19 protein-coding genes are annotated in these 18,450 nt (G+C 69.3%); 10 read left to right on the top strand and 9 right to left on the bottom strand.

The genetic code is table 11. The features are described 5' to 3' along the window. Window positions 1-42: 42 nt before the first annotated feature. From H565_RS0101810 to H565_RS15595, 3 genes are all read right to left on the bottom strand, one after another. Window positions 43-789 (bottom strand): chlorite dismutase family protein, encoded by a 747-nt coding sequence (locus H565_RS0101810; protein ID WP_027459534.1) that lies wholly within the window; start codon window positions 787-789, stop codon window positions 43-45. 71 nt (window positions 790-860) lie between these two features. Next, window positions 861-1,889: an aldo/keto reductase gene (locus tag H565_RS0101805; RefSeq protein ID WP_027459533.1), complete on the bottom strand. Its 1,029-nt coding sequence runs from the start codon at window positions 1,887-1,889 to the stop codon at window positions 861-863. A 119-nt stretch (window positions 1,890-2,008) separates the two neighbouring features. Further along, the gene (locus H565_RS15595; protein WP_157468845.1) at window positions 2,009-2,632 is read right to left on the bottom strand and encodes an acetoacetate decarboxylase family protein; all 624 of its coding nucleotides are present in this window, start codon (window positions 2,630-2,632) and stop codon (window positions 2,009-2,011) included. Between the two features lie 31 nt (window positions 2,633-2,663). Here H565_RS15595 and H565_RS0101795 point away from each other — a divergent pair, with 31 nt between their 5' ends. Next, a complete protein-coding gene (locus tag H565_RS0101795) occupies window positions 2,664-3,026 on the top strand; it encodes a VOC family protein (protein WP_027459532.1) in 363 nt (120 codons plus the stop codon). 105 nt (window positions 3,027-3,131) lie between these two features. Here the strand turns inward: H565_RS0101795 and H565_RS0101790 are convergent, their stop codons facing one another. Beyond that, complete coding sequence (locus H565_RS0101790; RefSeq protein WP_027459531.1) at window positions 3,132-4,247, bottom strand: AI-2E family transporter; 1,116 nt, start codon at window positions 4,245-4,247, stop codon at window positions 3,132-3,134. Between the two features lie 233 nt (window positions 4,248-4,480). On the opposite strand from H565_RS0101790, the gene cysS reads away from it, so the two are divergent. The 3 genes from cysS to H565_RS0101775 all read left to right on the top strand — a co-directional run bounded on the left by cysS (window position 4,481) and on the right by H565_RS0101775 (window position 8,525). Beyond that, window positions 4,481-5,941: a cysteine--tRNA ligase gene (gene cysS / locus H565_RS0101785; RefSeq protein WP_027459530.1), complete on the top strand. Its 1,461-nt coding sequence runs from the start codon at window positions 4,481-4,483 to the stop codon at window positions 5,939-5,941. A 118-nt stretch (window positions 5,942-6,059) separates the two neighbouring features. Beyond that, complete coding sequence (locus tag H565_RS0101780; protein ID WP_027459529.1) at window positions 6,060-6,644, top strand: YcjF family protein; 585 nt, start codon at window positions 6,060-6,062, stop codon at window positions 6,642-6,644. 366 nt (window positions 6,645-7,010) lie between these two features. Continuing rightward, window positions 7,011-8,525, top strand: coding sequence for a glycine--tRNA ligase (locus tag H565_RS0101775; protein ID WP_027459528.1), 1,515 nt, complete (start codon window positions 7,011-7,013; stop codon window positions 8,523-8,525). 94 nt (window positions 8,526-8,619) lie between these two features. Here the strand turns inward: H565_RS0101775 and H565_RS13970 are convergent, their stop codons facing one another. Genes H565_RS13970 through H565_RS0101760 form a run of 3 tightly spaced genes read right to left on the bottom strand, consistent with a single transcriptional unit; the run spans window position 8,620 to window position 10,498 of the window. Continuing rightward, entirely contained in the window at window positions 8,620-9,327 is a 708-nt protein-coding gene (locus H565_RS13970; RefSeq protein WP_051363359.1) for a hypothetical protein, read from the bottom strand. A 3-nt stretch (window positions 9,328-9,330) separates the two neighbouring features. Continuing rightward, on the bottom strand, window positions 9,331-9,909 hold the full coding sequence (locus tag H565_RS0101765; protein ID WP_157468844.1) for a mismatch-specific DNA-glycosylase: 579 nt from the start codon (window positions 9,907-9,909) through the stop codon (window positions 9,331-9,333). Then, window positions 9,902-10,498 (bottom strand): sulfite oxidase-like oxidoreductase, encoded by a 597-nt coding sequence (locus H565_RS0101760; RefSeq protein ID WP_027459526.1) that lies wholly within the window; start codon window positions 10,496-10,498, stop codon window positions 9,902-9,904. Before H565_RS0101760 ends, H565_RS0101765 begins: the two co-directional genes overlap by 8 nt. Window positions 10,499-10,708: 210 nt before the next feature. On the opposite strand from H565_RS0101760, the gene H565_RS0101755 reads away from it, so the two are divergent. Next, the gene (locus H565_RS0101755; protein ID WP_027459525.1) at window positions 10,709-11,626 is read left to right on the top strand and encodes a DUF4032 domain-containing protein; all 918 of its coding nucleotides are present in this window, start codon (window positions 10,709-10,711) and stop codon (window positions 11,624-11,626) included. A gap of 35 nt (window positions 11,627-11,661) precedes the next feature. Here the strand turns inward: H565_RS0101755 and H565_RS0101750 are convergent, their stop codons facing one another. Beyond that, entirely contained in the window at window positions 11,662-13,005 is a 1,344-nt protein-coding gene (locus H565_RS0101750; protein WP_027459524.1) for a M17 family metallopeptidase, read from the bottom strand. A gap of 57 nt (window positions 13,006-13,062) precedes the next feature. On the opposite strand from H565_RS0101750, the gene H565_RS0101745 reads away from it, so the two are divergent. From H565_RS0101745 to H565_RS16525, 3 genes are all read left to right on the top strand, one after another. Then, the gene (locus H565_RS0101745; protein ID WP_027459523.1) at window positions 13,063-13,395 is read left to right on the top strand and encodes an Asp23/Gls24 family envelope stress response protein; all 333 of its coding nucleotides are present in this window, start codon (window positions 13,063-13,065) and stop codon (window positions 13,393-13,395) included. A 37-nt stretch (window positions 13,396-13,432) separates the two neighbouring features. Next, the gene (locus tag H565_RS0101740) at window positions 13,433-15,004 is read left to right on the top strand and encodes a DAK2 domain-containing protein (RefSeq protein ID WP_034408025.1); all 1,572 of its coding nucleotides are present in this window, start codon (window positions 13,433-13,435) and stop codon (window positions 15,002-15,004) included. A gap of 95 nt (window positions 15,005-15,099) precedes the next feature. After that, the gene (locus H565_RS16525; protein ID WP_169726643.1) at window positions 15,100-15,273 is read left to right on the top strand and encodes a glycine zipper domain-containing protein; all 174 of its coding nucleotides are present in this window, start codon (window positions 15,100-15,102) and stop codon (window positions 15,271-15,273) included. A gap of 1 nt (window position 15,274) precedes the next feature. Here the strand turns inward: H565_RS16525 and H565_RS0101730 are convergent, their stop codons facing one another. Continuing rightward, window positions 15,275-16,276 carry an acetamidase/formamidase family protein gene (locus H565_RS0101730; RefSeq protein ID WP_027459521.1) on the bottom strand — a complete coding sequence of 334 codons (1,002 nt, stop codon included), beginning with the start codon at window positions 16,274-16,276 and terminating at the stop codon, window positions 15,275-15,277. Between the two features lie 30 nt (window positions 16,277-16,306). On the opposite strand from H565_RS0101730, the gene murF reads away from it, so the two are divergent. Continuing rightward, window positions 16,307-17,611: a UDP-N-acetylmuramoyl-tripeptide--D-alanyl-D-alanine ligase gene (murF, locus tag H565_RS0101725; RefSeq protein ID WP_027459520.1), complete on the top strand. Its 1,305-nt coding sequence runs from the start codon at window positions 16,307-16,309 to the stop codon at window positions 17,609-17,611. Window positions 17,612-17,650: 39 nt separating this feature from the next. Continuing rightward, on the top strand, window positions 17,651-18,400 hold the full coding sequence (locus H565_RS0101720) for a hypothetical protein (protein WP_027459519.1): 750 nt from the start codon (window positions 17,651-17,653) through the stop codon (window positions 18,398-18,400). The last annotated feature ends 50 nt before the right edge of the window (window positions 18,401-18,450 follow it).

The following is an 18,450-nucleotide window of genomic DNA, read 5'->3' as shown; positions in this document are numbered from 1 at the left end:
CGCACACCCGCGCCCCCTGCCCCCCCGCTGCCCGCCTGAGCCTCAGCCCAGGTCCGCGAGCACCTCGCTCAACTCCTTTTTCACGCAGGTGAACATCGGCGTGTCCTGAAGGGTGTAGTTGCTCGCCTCGGTGTAGCGCAGCCGGTGCACGAGGTCCACGAACTCCTGCGGGTAGTCCGAGTCAAAGGACACCACGAACTCCTGGTCGTCGATGCCGTAGGAGTAACTCGTGTTGATGCGAACGCCCTTGAAGGGGCCGGACGCATAGATGTGCTCGTCCATCATGCCCTGGCGCGAGTGCGGGGTGAGGTCGTACCAGGCCCGCGTCTTGACGAAGGGGTAGATAAACAGGAACTTGCCCTGCCCCGGCAGGATTTCCAGCCCGTGCCCGCTGCCCTCGATGCGGTTGACGTACTGGCTGCGCTTGTTCATGGAGATGAAGTGATAGGGCTGGGTGAGGTAGCCCATCAGCCGGGTGCGGTTGAGGCGGGCCTGCGCTTCTTGAAAGTCGCGCACGTCAAAGGCGATGCGCCACAGCATGAAGTCCACGTCCCCGCGCACGCCAACGAGCGAATAGGTGCGCTGGATGTGGCCTGCCTCGGCGGGCGCGTCCGTGACCCAGCCCCCCGCGGCGGCGAGAAACTCGGCCTTCATCTCCTCGCGCTCGGCTTCGGGGAGGCGGCGGAAGGCGGGGTCGAGCTTGTAAAAGGCGTAGTTCAGGAACTGGCGCTGCTCGCGGTCGGGCGCTCGCCCCGTGACCTGCCCGCTGGGGTCGAGGTCCACCATCATCTTCGGGCGGCCACCGGGACGGCCTCCCGCTGCGGCGGGCACCTGGTCGCTGGCGGCGGGCCGCTCGCCACTCATTGCACGACCTCCTGACCGCGCAGGTCGTGGGTCAGGCCGAAGTTCTCGCGGTAGAGGGTCTGGATGCGGTCGTACTCGGCGTCCGTCAGGGGCGCGGCGGCAAAGGTCTGCACGTATTCCTCTAGGCCCTTCTCGTCGTAGATGTTGGGCAGCACGCTCGCCATCGCGGGCGACCGCAGCGCGAACTGAAGGGCGAGCTGCCCAATCGTGCGGCCCCGACCCTCGACGACTTCCTCCTGGAGCTGCGCGACCTTGTTCAGGCCGTCTTCCATCCAGGCCTTGCGGCGGGCGTTCGTCGTCATGCGCCAGTTGCGGTGGTCGCCGGGTTCAAACTGGGTGTCGAGGGTCATGTACCCCTCCAGCAGCCCGGAGGCGTGCGGCACGCGGGCCATCACGCCCACGCCCTCAGCCTCCGCGACGGGCAAAATCTGCTCGCCGAGCACCTGTTCGAGCAGGTTGTAGATGATTTGGGTGGGGGCGCGGCGCTCGCGGATGGACGCGATGCCCTCCTCAATCTGCCGCTCGTTGAGGGCCGGACCCAGCGCGGTGCCGTAAGCGCGAATCAGGCCTTCGACCCTCAGCTTCTCCAGCTCGGCCCACAGGTCGTCGCGGCGAATCGCGTCGAGGCGGCAGTTGTGGAGCTGGTAGTAGTCGATGTAGTCGGTGCCCAGCCGCTTGAGGCTGCCTTCCAGCGCCCGGCGGAGATACGCGGGCGTCCAGTCGTGCGGGCGCTCCTGCTGCCCCGGACGTTCGGGGTGGTTGTAGATGTCGTAGCCGAACTTCGTGCCGATGACGATGCGGTCACGCACGTCCCCCAGCGCCCGGCGCTGAATCTCCTCGGCGCGGCCCGACGCGTAGGTGTCGGCGTTGTCAAAAAAGGTGACTCCGAGGTCATAGGCGCGGCGCAAGAGCGAGGCGGCCATCTCCTCGTCTTTGACCCCCCACCAGGTCGTTCCCACGGTCCACACCCCGAAGCCCACCGCACTGACGGTGAGGTCGGTACCCAGCAGCTTGCGGTACTCCATGGGGCCTACTATTCCACCCCGCCGGAGGGACAATGCACCCCGAACGGGCGGTCAGGCGGAGGGGAAGGGAAGCGCCGACCAGGGCGCTTGGATGCGGTTGACGCATACCGTATCCCGCGCTATCCTTTTTCTATCACCGCCCGAAAAGGCGGCTTTTTTGTGCCTGTGGCTCTCCGGTCAGGAGCCGGAAACCGCAGCCGGAACTCCGGCACACCCACGGCCAGGAGCGGGTGGGCGTGCGGCGGCGCGGGCAGCAGCCCCCGCAGGTGACCCACCGCCAGCCGAGCCGGGGTGACGTGCCCGGTGGCCTCCAGCGTGGTCAGCAGCCAACCGCCCGCGCCGTCCAGCCCCGGTTGCGCGAGGGTTCGCAGGGGCGAGGGCAGAAGGCTGGTGGTGACGGGCACCCGCCAGGAGCCAACCTCGTACCCCAGGCGGGCGACCTCCGTGCCGTCCGAGGCAGTCACCCGCACCTCTACGGCCCGCTCGCCACCCACCCAGGCAAAGCGGGCCAGGCGCTTGGGAATCCCCCAGTTGCGCCGCCCCCACACGACGCTTTCGCGGGTGCTCACCACGATGGAGCGCACCTGGGGCCGCCACCCGGCGGGGGTGCGGGAGGGAGCAGCCCACAGCAGCTCGTCGTAGGGGCCGACCGGGGAGGTCGCGTAGCGCACCAGCATCAGCACGCCGCGGGGCGTCAGCGCGACGACTCCGCGTCCGGTGAGGGTCCAGGGGGGCGGGGGCATGGGGCCAGGGTACGCGCTAGCCTCTGTTCCGATGCTCAAGCACGTTTCCTTCCTGACGCGGGACCTCGCGGCCACCCTCGCCTTTTACGAGCGGCTGGGCGGCGCGGTCGAGAAGAACCTGACCACCGCTGAGGGCTTTCGCCGGGGCGTGCTGCGGCTGGGGGAAGGCCGCCTCCAGTTTTTCGAGATTCCGGGCGAGGTGCCGACCCCGCACGGGCACTGGGCCGAACACGTCGCCCTGCACGTCCCCGGCCTCCGCTCGCTGCTGCCAGAGTTGCGGGCTGCCGGGGTGACGGTCACCCGCGACCTCCAGCCCAGCCCCGGCGGGCGCGACATGGCCTTTGTGCTCGACCCGGACGGGCGGCAGGTGGAGTTGTTGGAGGGGGGCTTGTAGCGTGTGGCCCGTAGCCTGTGGAGAAAAGAGAAGGGGGGAGACGCGCGGAACGTCTCCCCCCTTCCTCCACCCTCTACAAGCCACCAGCCACGGGCCACACGCCCCCTACGGCCCCTCCGTATACACCCGGCTCGGATAGTAGTACTTGTCCAGCAGCAGCTTGCCAAGCGCGACGAGGGGTACGGCGAGCAGAGCGCCGCTGAAGCCCATCAGAGAAGCACCCACCAGGATAGCCACGAGCACGGTCACCGGATGCAGGTCGGTGGTGCGGCCCAGGACATAGGGGCTGAGGACGTTGCTCTCGATTTGGTTGGCGAGAACGAATACGACGACGACGAGCAGCATCTTGACCCAGCCCAGCGGCAGCGCGAGCAGCAGCGCGGGCGTGGCCCCAATCACCGGGCCGAGGTAGGGCACGATGTTAAAGGCCCCGGCCAAAAAGCCGATGGCGGCGGCGCTGGGAATCCCCAGCAGGGTCAGGCCCAGCCACACGAACACCCCGATGAAGGTGGCAATCACGAGTTGGCCGCGCACGTAGCCCCCCACCGCCGTGCCGACCAACCCGCTCAGCTCCAGCACCCGCGGCTGCCAGGGGCGCGGAAAGGCCCGCAGCAGCGAGGCATTCACCCGGCTGTAGTCCAGCATCAGGTAGACACTGAGCAGCAGAATGATGATGATTTGCCCGACGATGCCGCCGAGAGAGACGAGCTGCCGAAAGACCGTCCCGGTCGAGTTCAGGGCATTTTGCAGGATGGGAATCAGGTTGTCCCCGATGTTCTCGACGTAGGTTTGCACCGCTTCCGTGATGCGCTCACGGGCATCCGCGAGGTTGCCGATGCCCCGGTCCCCCAACCATCCGAACAGGCGGTCGAGCACCGCCCCCAGTTGCCCGATTTGGTCCGGCAAGCGGGCCAGCAGGTCAATCAGCTGCGCCGAAACGGTCACGAGCAGCGCCCCCGCCAGGGCGAAAATCGCCACGAACAACAGCAGCACGAAAAAGACCCCCAGCCCCCGCGACACCCGCCCGCGCTCCAGCCAGGTCAGCAGCGGATTGGCGAGATAAGCAATCAAAAAGGCGATGAGCACGTTCCAGACGATGGTGCGGACCTCTCCCAGCAGGCGGTAGAGGAGATAAAAGGCCAGCCCAAAGACCAGCAGGCGAACCCAGGGACTGCGCCAGGCGTATTCGAAAGCGGTGGGCGGCTTGGGGGGCGAAATCACATCCGGCATGATACGGAAGGAGGTCGCCTGTCCCCCCAGAGAAACAAAGGTTCACCCGGTGCCTGCGCCGAGTGCGGGGCCGGGTGAGGGTGCCCCCCGTCTGCTACAGTGGTCCCATGTTCCCGTGTTGTCTCTCCCCCGCGGCTTGAGCGACACGTCCCCTGCCGCGCCCCCTGCCCCTGGCGGAGTCGGCGCGGCCTTTTTGCTGGTTTCTCTCGTTCCCAGGAGTTCCGATGAGCGCACGCACCCCTGACCCCGATATTTTCTTGTACGACACCCTGCAAGGCCGTAAGGTCCGCTTCGTGCCGAGCACGCCGGGCCGGGTGGGCATGTACCTGTGCGGCCCCACCGTGTATTCAGACGCGCACCTGGGCCACGCGAAAAAGGAAGTCGCCTTTGACGTGATTCGCCGGACCCTCCTGCACTTCGGGTACCAGGTGCGCTACGTGACCAACGTGACCGATGTGGGCCACCTGCAGGGCGACGCCGACGAAGGCGAGGACAAACTCCAAGCCCGCGCCCGGCTGGAGCGCCTCGAACCGATGGAGGTGGCCGACAAGTACTTCTGGTCTTTCGTGCGCGACATGGACGCCCTCAATGTCCTCAAGCCCAGCATCAACCCCCGCGCCACCGGGCACATTCCGGAGCAAATCAAGCTCATCGAGGAGCTGATAGCGCGCGGCCACGCCTATGAGGTGAACGGCAGCGTCTACTTCGACGTGAGAAGTTGGCCGGAGTACGGCAAGCTGTCGGGCCGCAAGCTCGACGAACAGGCCGAAGGAACGCGCGAAGCCGTGCGCGAGGAAAAGCGCGACCCCCGTGACTTTGCCCTGTGGAAGCGGGCCGAGCCGGGCCACCTGATGCGCTGGGACTCGCCCTGGGGGGTGGGCTTTCCGGGGTGGCACATCGAGTGCAGCGCGATGAGCCTCAAATACCTCGGCGAGGGCTTCGACATCCACGGCGGTGGGCTAGACCTCCAGTTTCCGCACCACGAGGCCGAAATCGCGCAGGCGGAGGCCGCCGGGCACGCCTTTGCCCGTTACTGGATGCACAACAACATGCTTACCATCGGCGGCGAGAAGATGTCCAAGAGCAAGGGCAACTTCACGACGATTGCGGACGTGCTCTCGCAGCATGACCCGATGGTGGTGCGCTTCCTGCTGGTGTCGAGCCACTACCGCTCGGTGACCGAGTTCTCGGAAGAAGCCTTCCAGAGCGCCCAGGGGGGCTACCGCCGCCTCACCGAAGCGCTGCACGAGGTCGAGCGCCGCTTGCCGACTGCCCCGGAGCGCGATGACCCGGCCCTGCGGGAAAAGGTCGCCGCCCACGTTCAGGAGTTCGAGCAGGCCATGCGCGACGACTTCAACACCCCCCGTGCGGTCGCGGCCCTTTTTGGCCTGACGACCGACGTGAACGCAGCCCTGAGCGGCGAGGTGGGCCGCCCGGCCCTGGAAGCCGCCCGCGACGCCTACCGTCAGCTCGGCGGCAACGTGCTGGGGCTGTTCGCGGAAGGCGGCACCGCAGGGCCAGACGACCGCGAAGTCGTGAGCGCGCTGATGGACCTCGTGCTGGAGGCCCGGCAGAACTACCGTCTGCAAAAGCAGTACGCCGAAGCCGACCGCTTGCGCGATACCCTCACCCGCGTCGGCGTGACCGTAGAGGACACCAAGGATGGCCCGCGCTGGCGCAGGTAAGAAGCGGTCAGCTTTCAGCCCGGAATGCTCCCGCTTCAGCGAATGTGTTAGAGCTGATGGCCGAGGGCTGACGGCCAAAAGCTGACTGCTCCCCGCTTTCCCCCGCTACACTGCCCCCATGCTTCCCCTGGTGCGGCAGGTGCTCGACAACTTCAACTTCGATGTGGACCCCGACCTCTCCGAGGAGGAAAATGCCGAGGAGGTTATCAAGAGTGCGGCGCTGCTGTCGGGGGCGGTGGCGGTCGAACCGGTGCCCTTTGCGGACATCCTGCTGATTACGCCCCTGCAGGCCAAGATGGTGCTGCACATCGGCAAGATTTACGGCTTCGACATCACCCCAGAGCGCTCGCGCGAAATCGCGCAGGAGCTGGGGGTCACCGTCGCCTACGGCCTCGTCGCCCGGCAAATCATGCGCGGGGTTGCCAAGATGGCCCTCCCCGTGATTGGCGGCCTTATCACCGCGCCCGCCGTGTACGGCTGGACCTTCGCGCTGGGGCGGCTTGCCCAGCAGTACTTCGAGCGCAAGCGGGCCGGATTGCCCCCCTCCCGGCAGGAGCAGGTGCGCGTCTTTCAGGAAGCCAAGGCGCAAAGCCGCCGGGTGCTCCCCAGTCCGCAGGACTTCTCTGACCTCGCCTCCGAGCTGCGCCGCCGCGCCGAGGAAAAGGGCAAAGAGCAGGGCGGGAGCCGCCGGGACCTCAACTGACCCTCCCTCCCCCCCCTTGACCCCTTCGCCCCGCCTGCGCCACACTTGCCCCAGCGTTGATCCGCAGGAGTAGCGGGAAAGAGCGCCTCTGAGCGAGTCCGGGACGGTGAGAGCCGGACAGGCAGCGGCCCGCGAAGGGCGGCGGGGAGCGAACAACACGGCAAAAGTGCCCGCCCTGGCCGCAGACCGCGGTGGCGGGAACTGGGGTGGAACCGCGCAGCACAGCCCTGCGTCCCCAGGCGGCGAAACGTCCGTCTGGGGACGTTTCGTTGTGGGGGTCTCAGGGTCGAGGGTCCTGGAGCTTAAGAACACCCATGCTGCCGTTCCATAGACCCTTTGACTCTTAAACCCTCCGAAGGAGCCTTTATGCCCGCAACCTCGATGGAAGAACTCGTCTCTTTGTGCAAGCGCCGCGGCTTCATCTTTCAGGGAAGTGAGATTTACGGCGGCTTGCAAGGATTTTATGACTATGGCCCGCTTGGCGTCGAGCTGAAGAACAACATCAAGGCCGCCTGGTGGCGCACCAATGTTTATGAGCGCGATGACATGGAGGGCCTCGACGCTTCTATCATCATGCACCGGCTGGTGCTGCGGCACTCTGGCCACGAGGCCACCTTCTCCGACCCGATGGTCGACAACAAGAAAAATGGCAAGCGCTACCGCCTCGACCACCTCGTCAAAGACCAAAAGGCGGACGTGCAGGCCAAGCTGGCCGAGCTGATGGGTACGGACGCCGCGAACTTTGCGGAACTCGTGGCCGCCCTGAACGCGAACCCCGCGCAGGCGTCGCAAGCGCTCAAGGATGCCGGGGTGCGCGACCCCTTCTCCGGCGAGGTGGGCGACTGGACCGAGCCGCGCCCCTTTAACATGATGTTCAAGACAACCATCGGTCCGATCGCCGATGAAGACTCTTACGGCTACCTGCGGCCCGAAACCGCGCAGGGCATCTTCACCAACTTTAAGAACGTGGTGGACTCGACCTCCCGCCGCCTTCCCTTTGGCATCGCGCAGATTGGCAAGGCGTTTCGCAACGAGATTACGCCGCGCAACTTCATCTTCCGGGTGCGCGAGCTGGAGCAGATGGAAATCGAGTTCTTCTGCGTGCCCGGCACCGACGAACAGTGGCACGAGCACTGGCTGGAGCGCCGCCTGAAGTGGTGGGAAGACCAGGGGGTGCCCCGCGAGAAAATCCAGGTGCTGGACGTGCCCAAAGAGGACCTCGCCCACTACTCCAAGCGCACCTACGACCTGATGTACGACTACCCCACCCTGGGCTTCGAGGAAATCGAGGGCATCGCCAACCGCACCGACTTTGACCTCGGCTCGCACACCAAAGCGCAGGCCGAACTCGGCATTCAGGCCCGCGTGGACGAGAACCACGACTCGGTGGCCAAGCTGACCATCCCGCACCCGGAGACGAACAAGCCCGTCGTGCCCTTTGTCATCGAGCCGTCCGCCGGAGTTGACCGGGCGATGCTGGCCGTGCTGGCCGAGGCCTATACCAAGGAGACGCTGGAAAACGGCTCGGAGCGGATTGTCCTGAAACTGAAGCCCCACCTCGCGCCCATCAAGGTGGCCGTGATTCCGCTCGCCCGCAACCGCGAGGAAATCACGAGCGTTGCCAAAGCCATCAAGGCCAAGCTCCAGAGCCTGGGCCTGGGCCGGGTGCTGTACGAGGACTCCGGCAACATCGGCAAGGCCTACCGCCGCCACGACGAGGTGGGCACCCCCTACTGCGTGACCGTGGACTTCGACACCATCGGCAAGGGCGAGGACCCAGCTCTCACCGACACCGTGACCGTCCGTGACCGCGACACGCTGGGGCAAGAGCGCGTCAATATCAGCGAGCTGGCGAACTGGATTCGGGAGCGGCTGCGGTAAAGCGGTCAGCTTCCAGCCGCCAGCCGCCAGCAGGAACAAAGCGAGAGCGAGAGCTTGTGAGGCCGGGAGCTGGCCGCTGGCGGCTGGAAGCTGTTTACTGCTCCCCCGCCCCGTACTTGCTCTCCAGATACCGCCGCTGCGCCTCCAGCGTGCGGGTGTGCTGGCCCCGGCGCTCGTGGACGACCTCGCCCATGCGGCGGCCAATCAGGTCAAGTTGCGAGACGAGGAGGCGTTCGGCATCGGGGGCATGCGGGGCCGCTCGGTAGGTTTGGAGCAGGGCGGGGAGGTCCTCGCGAGCGGCCTGCCGCGCATCGAAGGCGTCGCGGCTCAGCGTCTCATCGCCGGCGGTCAGGCGCAGGGCGTCGCGGGTGGCGATGATCGCGGCGTGGAAGGCGGGCCGGGCCGCCGGGGGTAAGGCACGCTCGCCGGAGCGCAGCAGCCGCAGCAGCCGGGCCTCGTCGTCGTCGGGAGTGGCCTGCGCGAGCGGCACTTCGGGCGCGGGGGACAGCAAGCGGCGGCCCTGGAAGAAGGTGCGGGCCACGCCCAGGAAGGCCAGGATGAGGGTCACGCCAATCAGCCACCCCGCCGGGTCCCAGCCCAGCGCGAGCAGGAGGCCAAACAGCAGCAGCAGCCCCAGCACGGCGACAAAGCCCAGCACGCTTTGCACAGCCAACCAGGTCAGGCCCTTGGCGCGGCGGCCCAGGTCGGGCGGCAAGGTGGGACGGGGCAGCGCCGGGCGCGGGGCTGCTGCCCAGGCGTCGTCGCCGGGACGGGGGGGACGGGGGGGAAGATGCGCCGACATGGCTCAGGGTACGGGGTGGGGGGCTTCGCGGTTCCCCCGCAGCTCCCGCACCCGGTCCGCGAGCGCTCGCCACGGCTCCAGCCGGAAATGGGTGTGGCCCAGCGGACTCGTCGAGGGCAGCACCCAGACTTCGGCCCCCTCCAGCGGGAGGGGCTGCGGGCCGTAGGGCAGCTTTCCGGTGGGCAGGCCCAGCGTCTCGGCAGCGCCGCGCTTGGAGGTAAAGGCGACGAGGCGGGGGCGGTAGCGCCGAATCTTCTCCCGCAGTTCATCGGGTGCCCACGCCTCAGCGGGAAGGGCCGCGTCTACCCCGCTGTGCCGCTTCGCCACGTCGGTCAGGCCGAGGCCGTACTCCGGCAGCTCTGCGTACTCGCGCGGGGCGAGTTGTCGGGGCGTCAGGCCGACCCCCGCGAGCACCCGCCAGAACTTGTTCTCCGGGTTGGCATAGTACGCCTTCGCGCGGGCGCTGATGCGGCTGGGGGCCGTGCCGACGAGCACCAGCGTCAGCCCTTCCTCGAGCACGTCGGGAACGAGATAGCCCTCCCCCGCGGACGGCTGAGCGCGGACGGCTGACAGCTCAATCATCGTCATAGCGCTCCTCGGCGAAGGGGTCGCCGCGCATGTGGTACCCGTTGCGCTCCCAGAAGCCGGGGCGGTCGCTGTCCATGAACTCCAGGCCGGTCAGCCACTTGGCGCTCTTCCAAAAGTACAGGTGCGGCACGACGAGCCGCAGCGGGCCGCCGTGCTCTGGCGTCAGCGGCTCGCCGTCGAAGGTGTGGGCCAGCAGGTTTTCGGGCCGAGTAAAGTCCTCCAGAGACAGGTTGGTGGTGTACCCGCCCACCGAGTGCTGCATGACGTGGGTCGCGCCGGGCCTGAGCTGAAGGTGCCTCATCAGGTCCACGACCCGCACGCCCGTCCAGGTGGTATCAAGCTTGCTCCAGTGGGTCACGCAGTGGATGTCATAGGTGAGGGTGGTCTGCGGCAGCGCCAGCAGGTCGGCCCAGGTGAAGGTCTGCTCCTCGGCCAGGCCGAAGACGCGCACGACGACCTCTTCCGGGGAGTAGCGGGGCGTGGGGCCGTAGGTCAGCACCGGAAAGCGGGTGGTCAGCGTCTGGCCGGGGGGGACGCGGCCTCCCAGGTCGTCCGCGGGCTTCTTAAAAAACTTGCCGAGCATGACCGCATTTCACCCCGCAGCGCCGGGCGAGGCTATGGGCGCGGGCACCTTTCTCGCCCGAACCGCCCACACCCCGCAGGTGGCTGGCTGTGCCGGGCAGACATTCGTCTGACCGAGGAGGTGTACGCTGGACACCAAAGAGGGGCCAGCTGGAGGCGGCGCACGAAGGCAGGCCGCGAGGCCCCCGCTCCCGAAGAGGCGGAGAGAGCCATGACCGACCACGACCCGAAAATCCGTGCCCGGCACGAGGTGGAACGTGCCCGCCGGGCCGCCCACTTGCACGACCTGCTCGCCATCTTGCGGCGCGAGCGGGGGGACCTGTTGCCCTTTGACTGGGTGCGGCACCTCGCCCCCCAGGGCGAGCATTCGCTGGGGGTGCAAGCGATTCCGGTCGAGCAGATCGCCGGCTCGGTCGACCGCTACCGCGAGTTCGACCGCCATTACCTCCCCCGCGAGCGCCACCTCGACGAGCGCTGGATTGGGGTGCGGGCGGCACAGCTTCAGGGCAAAGAGTTGCCGCCCATCCAGGTGTACAAGGTGGGCGAGCTGTACTTCGTCAAGGACGGCAACCACCGCGTCTCGGTAGCGCGGCGGCAGGGACAGAAGTACATCGACGCCCACGTCATCGAGCTTCAGGTGACCGTGCCCCCCGACGAGGACGACACCCTCCGCGACCTCATCATCAAGGGGGAATACGCCCGTTTCCTGCGCGAAACGCGGTTAAACGAGGTGGTGCCAGGCCACCGCGAGATTCTCTTTACGACGCCGGGACGCTACGACCGCCTGCTGGAGCACATCCGCACCCGGCAGTACTTCCTTGACCGCAAACCGGAGCGGGAGGGGCTGCCCCCGGTGTCTTGGGAGGAGGCGGTCCGCAGTTGGTACTACCGCCTCTACAGCCGGGTGGTCGAGAACCTGGACAAGCACGATGTGATGAGCCGCTTTCCGGGCCGCACCGAGGCGGACCTCTACCTGTGGATTATGGACCACCGCTACTTTCTGACCGAGAAGTACGGCCACGACGTCGGCAGCGAGGAAGCCACCCGCGACTTCGGGGAGCATCACGCCCCGCCCCTCTACCGCCGACTGGGGCAGCGGCTGCGGCTGCGCTGGCAGGGAGGCGCGTAGAGCGCGCTTTGCCTCTACGCGCCACCAGCCACACGCTACGCGCCGCCCAGCACGTACTCCACCAGCGTCCCCACGCCCCACCCGGTCGCTTCGCCGTCTTTCTGGGCGTTGCCCGCGATATCGAGGTGTGCCCAGGGCCGGGTGACGAACTCCTGTAGGAAGAGGGCCGCCTTGATGCTGCCCCCCTGGGGCACGAGGTCGGAGTTGCGCAGGTCGGCGAGCGTCTCCTTCTGGAAGGCTTTGAGGTACGGCGCGTGCAGGGGCAGCTCCCAGACGTATTCGCCCGCCGCTTCGGCACTCGCCTTCAGCCGGGCAGAGAGGCCCGCGTCATTGGAGAAGAGGCCCGCGATGTCGGCTCCCAGTGCAACCATCTTGGCCCCGGTCAGGGTCGCTACGTCCACCACCTCGGTGGCTCCCTCGTCGCAGGCGACCGCGAGGGCGTCCGCCAGGATGAGGCGGCCCTCCGCGTCGGTGTTCACGACCTCGACCGTCTTGCCGTTCGCGGCGCGGTAGATGTCGCCGGGGCGCATGGCGTGGGGGCCGACCATGTTCTCGGCGGCGGGGACGTAAGCGCGGACCTCCAGGCCTTCAGGGAGGCGTTCGCGCAAGCCCGCGAGCACCCGCATCGCGCCCAGAACGGTGGCCGCGCCGCCCATGTCGTTTTTCATGGGGTACATCCCCTGCGCGGGCTTGAGGGAATAGCCGCCCGTGTCGAAGGTGACCCCCTTGCCGACGAGGGCGACCACCCGCGTGACCTCCCCCCGCGCGGGGAGGGTCACCCGAATCAGGCGCGGCCCCGCCGCACTCCCGGCGGCGACGGCGGCAAGCAGGCCCATCCCCCGCGCCTCGATTTCGGCGCTGTCCCAGATGTCCACGTCGGCCCCGTGCTCCTCCAGGCGGCGGGCCTCGCGGGCCAAGGTGACGGGGTTGAGGACGTTGGCGGGCGCGTTCACCAGGTCGCGGGCGAACTGCACCCCCGCGGCGAAGGCCCCCAGCCGCGCCGGGTCCGCGAGGCCAGACACAGTCAGGGAGGCCGGGCCGGGGCGAGCCTCCGCTCGGTAGCGGGCATCCTTGCTTCCGGCGGTGAGGGCCGCGAGGGCGAGCGCGTCCCCGTACTCGGTCGCCTCCACCGCGAGCGTGCGGGCACCGAGGTCGGTCGCCAGCTTCACGAAGGCCGCGCCCACCTCGCGGGCCTGGGCCGGGTCCTCCGGGGTCAGGGCGGCGGCCACGTCCCCCGCCTCGCCGCGCGAGAGCAGGGCGACCTTGCCCGGCTTCAGGGCACGGGCGGCGCGGAGCTGCTCCGCGGCCTCCGGCGTCACGAACGTCAGCGTCAGGTCAGCGGCCTGCGCCCCCTCCAGCGGTCCGGTCACGAGTTGCATGGCCCCCAGTAGAGCACGGGCCGGGAGGATGCCCCCCGCCGTATACTGCCCCTCACTGTGACTGGTTCCATTCAAATCACCGAGGGGGCGCTCGCTTCCCTCATCGGGCTGACCGCGCACGAGGTGCCGGGCGTGGTGGGCATGGCCCCGGCCAACCTCAAGGAAGGCCTCTCGCGCGTGCTGGGCCGCGCCAACGCCCGCGAGGGCGTCGTGGTGACCCGCGAGGGCACCGACTACGCCGCCGACCTCTACGTCGTGCTCGCCTACGGGGTCAACATCCCCACCGTTGCCCAGAACATCAAAGAAAGGGTCGAGCACCTTGTGCGGACCCAGGCGGGCATCGAACTCAAGGCCACGCGCATCCACGCGGTGGGGGTGCAGCGTGCCTGAGCACACCCCTTCCCTCGCCCCTGCCGACCTCGCCCGGATGCTGCGGGTGGCGACCGACTGGCTGGGCGTGTACCGCGAGCAGGTCAACGCGCTGAACGTCTACCCGGTTCCCGACGGCGACACGGGCACCAACATGCACCTCACCCTGCAATCGGTGCGGCGCGAACTCGACACCTGCGACGAGTCGAGCATGGCTTCGGTCGCCCGCGCCATCAGCTATGGGGCGCTGCTGGGAGCGCGGGGCAACTCTGGCGTGATTCTGTCGCAGCTCCTCAAGGGCTTCGCAGAGACGGTGCGCGGGGTGCAGGCCGTGGACGCCGCCACCCTCGCCCAGGCCTTCCGCGCCGCGCAAAAGGCCGGGTACGGGGCCGTGATGAAGCCCGTCGAGGGCACCATCCTCACCGTCGCGCGGGGCGTGGCCGACGGCGCGAACGCCCCCCGCGAGCGCGACACGGTGGACGCGGTGCTGGAGGGAGCACTCTTTGAAGGCCAACGCCTCCTCGACCAGACGCCGGAGATGCTTCCGGCCCTCAAGCAGGCGGGCGTCATCGACTCCGGCGGGCAGGGCTACCTGTACGTGGTGCAGGGGATGCTCGCGGCCCTGCGCGGCGACGCGCTGCCGGAGGCCCCCGAAGTCACGAGCTACGCGGGCGAGCAGTTCGAAACCGAGGAGTTCGGCTACTGCACCGAGTTCCTGATGTCGGAGGCGACCAAGCCCATCGAGGAAATCCGCGAACTGGTGTCGCCCTTCGGAGACAGCCTGCTCGTCGTGGGCGCAGAGGGCTACGTCAAGGGCCACATCCACACCAACGAACCCGACGCGCTGCTGGCGACGGTGGGCCGCTACGGGCGGATGCTCAAGACCAAGGTCGAGGACATGTCCGAGCAGCACACCGAGATTCTGGGCATGGCGGGGGCGGCAGCCCGCGCCGAGGAGGAGGTGCCGCCCTCCGGTCTCGTCGCCGTGGCGAGCGGATACGGCCTCGTCAAGCTGTTCCGCTCGCTGGGTGCCCGCATCGTGTCGGGCGGGCAGACCGCCAACCCCAGCGTGCAGGACATCGTGGACGCGGTGCGCTCGGTGAGCGCCGAGAAGGTCCTTATCCTTCCCAACAACAAGAACGTCCTGATGGCCGCTGAAAAGGCGACCGAACTGATGGAGGGCCGCGCCGTCGTCGTGCCCACCCGCACGCTGGGGCAGGGCATCGGGGCCGCCCTCGCCTTCCAGCCCGACAGCGACGCCGAGAGCCTGCGGAACGCGATGACGGAAGCGGCGAGCCACGTGACCACCTTCGAGGTGACCCGCGCGAGCCGCTCGACGACCATCACGACGAAGGAAGGCGAGACCCTGGAGATTGCCGAGGGCGACGTGATTGGGCTGCGAGACGACGAACTCGTGCAATCGGGCGGCACCCCCGAAGACAGCGTGCTGCATCTGCTGAACCGCAGCTACGAGGGCCAGGAGGTCATCACGGTGTTCGGCGGGCCGCAGAGCACCCCCGAAAGCCTGGAAGCCCTCGCGGAGCGCCTCCGCCACGCCTTCCCGCTGGCCGAAGTCGAGGTGCACACGGGCGGGCCGGACCTGTATGACTATCTGGTGACCCTGGAGTAGGCGGGCGGGAGCAGAGTGGAGGGGCCGGGGCATTGTTCCCGGCCCTTCGCCACTGTTTCTCATGCCGTTGAAACGCAAAGGGCGCACGCTGGGGCATGAAGCCGCGCAAGAACGCGAAGCCGGGAATCGGGGCGGGCCTCGCCATCGGGATTGGGGTGGGGACGGCGTTGGGGGCCGCAACGGGGCACCTGGCGCTCAGCCTTCCCCTGGGGATGATGTTCGGGCTGACGCTGGGGGCAGCCATCGAGCGGGGGCGCAAGAAGAGCTGACCTACCCCACAGCTCTCCCTTCTCCCTCCCCGAAGATATCCAGCGGCAGGAAGGCACTCACCGTGTAGTTCGGCGCGTCCACGACCTGGCTGATTCTCAGGTCCACGCACGCGCTCGACAGCACGTAGGCCTGCTCCAACGTCAGCCCCCGGTCCTGAAGCCGACGCAGCAGGGGGCGCAGGGCGAGGCGAGCCGCTTCCATCAGGTCGGGATGGTGGCCGGTGGTGGCGTGCCAGCGGCGGCTGCTTCCGCCGTGGGTGGGGGTGACGAACTCTGGGGTGGCCAGGTCCGCGCCCCGCTCCAGGCCGAAGCGCAGGGTGACCTGCCCTGCACACTCGATGCCGGTGCCCGACAGCTCGCCGTCCCCCTGCGCGGCGTGCAGGTCGCCTGCCGAGAACAGCGCTCCCAGCACCTCAACCGGGAGCCAGAGGGTGCTGCCCGCCACGAGCTGCCGGATGTCCATGTTCCCGCCCACCCGGCGGGGCGGCGCGGTGGGGTGCGGCCCCGGCTCGCCCGGTGCCACGCCCAGCACACCGGGAAAAGGAGCGAGGGGCACCCGGATGCCCGGCAGGAACTCGGCGTGGTCGCCCGCCCGCAGGTCCCAGAGGTGGGTGTAGGGCGTGAGGCCCTCGGCCCCCAGCGCGGCGTCCAGCAGGCCGATGCCGTCGGGGCGGCACCCGGTCCAGCCCCAGGCGGCGGTGCGGACCTCCAGCACCTCCACCCGCAGGGCGTCCCCCGGCTCGGCCCCCTCCACGAAGACGGGGCCGGTGAGCGGGTGCCCACGGGGGCCGGGGCGCGGCCCGTGGGCGTCCGCCGCCGCGAGCGCGAGCAGCTCCGCCGGGCCGGAGGCGTCCCCCAGCGCCGCCCGCCGCGCGACCCCGCCGTCCGAGGCGTCGAGCGTGTCAAAGGTGACCGTATCGCCGGGGCGCACGCTCAGGGCCGGGGAGAGGGCGCGGTCCCAGACGGTATGGATGTGGCCGGTGCCGAGGTGGTGGTGGGTCATGCGCCCCCACGGTACAGGTATCCTCCGCCCATGCTCGACCCGCACGGTCCCCTCCCTTTTGCGGCTGCCGTCCATCCGGAGGCCCGCCCCGCTCAGCGCCTGACCTGGGACTCGCGTGAGGCTGGCCCCGACGTCGCCTTTGTCGCCCTCCCCGGCGAGAGGATGCACGGCAACCGCTTCGTGGACTCGGCGCGAGCGGCGGGAGCGCCCTTCATCCTGACCGACCTCGACGTGCCGGGGGCGGTCCGGGTGCCCAGCCTGGATGGGAACGGTGCGCGGGAAGCCCTCTTCGCCTGGGCGCGGGCGGAGCGGGCGCACAGTCCGCTGGTGGTCGGCATCACCGGGAGCGTGGGCAAGACCACCGCCAAAAGCTACGCGGCGGCGGCGCTGGACGCGGCGTACATGCCCGTGTACAACACCCTGCCCGCCATCGCCTGCTTTCTCATCGAGCATGGGCGAGGCGGGCGGCCCCTGGTCGTCGAGATGGGCATCGACCGCGTGGGCGAGATGGCCGAGCTGGTGGACCTCGTGCGGCCCGATGTGGGGGTGGTGACCGCCATCGGCGCGGCGCACCTGGAGCAGCTCGGCAGCCTGGAGGGGGTCGCCCGCGAGAAGGGCGTGATTCTGCAAGGGCGGCGGGGCCTGGTGAGCGAGCAGGCCGCTCCCTGGTTTCCCCGCACCCCGACCTACGGCTTCGGGGTGGGGGTTACCCACGCCGGGGAAGGGCTGGTGGTCACCCCGGAGGGGGCGAGCTTCCGCTTCCAGGGGGTGCCTGTCACCCTCCCCCTCGCCTCGCGGGTGCAGGCGGAAGCGGCGGTGCTGGGGCTGGCGCTCGCCGCAGAAGCGGGAGTGCCCCTCGCGGAGGCCGCCGCCCGCCTCGCCGGGGTGACGGTGCCGGGGGGCCGCTTCCGGGTGCATCCGGGCCGCTACACCGTGATTGACGACGCCTACAATGCCTCACCCCTCGCCGTGACCGCCGCACTGGACGCCCTGGCCACCTTCGGGGGCCGCCGCCTCAGCGTGCTGGGGCGAATGCTGGAACTGGGCGAAACCGAGCGCGAACTGCACGCGGGGGTCGGTGCCTACGCCCGGCAGCGGGCCGACCTGACCTACGGGGTGGGGGCCTTTGCCGCCGAGCTGGGCGACCGCGCCTACGCCACCGTGCCGGAGCTGCTGGCCGACCTGCTCGCCGAGGTGCGCGACGGCGACGTCGTGCTCGTCAAGGCCAGCCGGGGCATCTCCTGGACGCCGGAGCAGCGGGCGCGGGAGGGCGTGGGCCTGGACGTGGTGGTAAGGGCGCTGCTGGAAGCGCGAGAAGCCCTGGCGGAGAGCTGACCGCTCCTCTCCCGGCCCCCGGCGCGGAACAATAGCCCCATGCGCCCCCTCCTTTGCCTCAGCCCCCTGCTGTTCCTCGCCGCCTGTGCCCCTGCCTCCACCTCCGGCACTGCCACCCGCCCCACCCTGACGGTGCCCGCCTTCGACGCGGCCTTCTCTCCCGACGGGGTGGCCTGGGTGGAGGGGGGCCGCGCCTGCGTCGCCCGCGCCCCCTCCTACCGGGTGACCTGTCCCCGCCTGCCCGGTCCGGCGGTCGCGGTGGCCTGGAACGACGGCGACGCCTGGGCCGCGCTGCCCGGCGCGGGAACCGTGCTCACGCTCGACCGGGCGGCCCGCTCGGTGCCGGTGGGGCGGGTGGTGGCCCTCTCCGGCACCCGCGCCTACCGCGAGGACGGCACGGCGGTGACCTACGGGGGACAGCCCGCGCGGGGGGTGGCCGGAGCGCCCACGGCAGTCGTGACCGGCGGCGACGGTGAGGATTACGCTCTCGTCGCCGGAACCCTGCGCCGGGTGGCGGACGGGGCGGTGGTAGAGGTCAGCCCGCTGCCCTTCCTTGCCGCTGCGCCGACCGGGGCCGCTACCTTCACCGTGCCGACCGCCGTCACACGGGTGGACCGCTTCCAGCTCACGGGGGGGGCGCTCGAGCGGCTGGACGCCTCCGGGCGGGTGCTGGCCAGCGTGCCGCATCCGCCGGGGCGGGTGGGGCTGGTCGGGGGGGACGTGGTGACCGTCTCGCCCGGCGGGACCGTGCGGGTCTATGGGCTGGGGCTGGAGCCGCTGCGCCGCTAACCCGCGCCTGCCCTCCCCGGCAGGGCACGTCCTTCATGGTTTGGGGGAAG

This window comes from Deinococcus murrayi DSM 11303 (assembly GCF_000482805.1).
Taxonomy (GTDB): Bacteria; Deinococcota; Deinococci; order Deinococcales; family Deinococcaceae; genus Deinococcus; species Deinococcus murrayi.
Note: the sequence above shows the minus strand (reverse complement) of the source record. Positions and strands in the feature narration are given on the sequence as shown.

Coding starts and splice junctions, on each gene's coding strand:
- H565_RS0101810 (WP_027459534.1), bottom strand. CDS start 789: ATGATGGTGGACCTCGACCCCAGCGGGCAGGTCACGGGGCGAGCGCCC.
- H565_RS0101805 (WP_027459533.1), bottom strand. CDS start 1,889: ATGGAGTACCGCAAGCTGCTGGGTACCGACCTCACCGTCAGTGCGGTG.
- H565_RS15595 (WP_157468845.1), bottom strand. CDS start 2,632: ATGCCCCCGCCCCCCTGGACCCTCACCGGACGCGGAGTCGTCGCGCTG.
- H565_RS0101795 (WP_027459532.1), top strand. CDS start 2,664: ATGCTCAAGCACGTTTCCTTCCTGACGCGGGACCTCGCGGCCACCCTC.
- cysS (WP_027459530.1), top strand. CDS start 4,481: ATGAGCGCACGCACCCCTGACCCCGATATTTTCTTGTACGACACCCTG.
- H565_RS0101780 (WP_027459529.1), top strand. CDS start 6,060: ATGCTTCCCCTGGTGCGGCAGGTGCTCGACAACTTCAACTTCGATGTG.
- H565_RS0101775 (WP_027459528.1), top strand. CDS start 7,011: ATGCCCGCAACCTCGATGGAAGAACTCGTCTCTTTGTGCAAGCGCCGC.
- H565_RS13970 (WP_051363359.1), bottom strand. CDS start 9,327: ATGTCGGCGCATCTTCCCCCCCGTCCCCCCCGTCCCGGCGACGACGCC.
- H565_RS0101765 (WP_157468844.1), bottom strand. CDS start 9,909: ATGATTGAGCTGTCAGCCGTCCGCGCTCAGCCGTCCGCGGGGGAGGGC.
- H565_RS0101760 (WP_027459526.1), bottom strand. CDS start 10,498: ATGCTCGGCAAGTTTTTTAAGAAGCCCGCGGACGACCTGGGAGGCCGC.
- H565_RS0101755 (WP_027459525.1), top strand. CDS start 10,709: ATGACCGACCACGACCCGAAAATCCGTGCCCGGCACGAGGTGGAACGT.
- H565_RS0101750 (WP_027459524.1), bottom strand. CDS start 13,005: ATGCAACTCGTGACCGGACCGCTGGAGGGGGCGCAGGCCGCTGACCTG.
- H565_RS0101740 (WP_034408025.1), top strand. CDS start 13,433: ATGCTGCGGGTGGCGACCGACTGGCTGGGCGTGTACCGCGAGCAGGTC.
- H565_RS16525 (WP_169726643.1), top strand. CDS start 15,100: ATGAAGCCGCGCAAGAACGCGAAGCCGGGAATCGGGGCGGGCCTCGCC.
- H565_RS0101730 (WP_027459521.1), bottom strand. CDS start 16,276: ATGACCCACCACCACCTCGGCACCGGCCACATCCATACCGTCTGGGAC.
- murF (WP_027459520.1), top strand. CDS start 16,307: ATGCTCGACCCGCACGGTCCCCTCCCTTTTGCGGCTGCCGTCCATCCG.
- H565_RS0101720 (WP_027459519.1), top strand. CDS start 17,651: ATGCGCCCCCTCCTTTGCCTCAGCCCCCTGCTGTTCCTCGCCGCCTGT.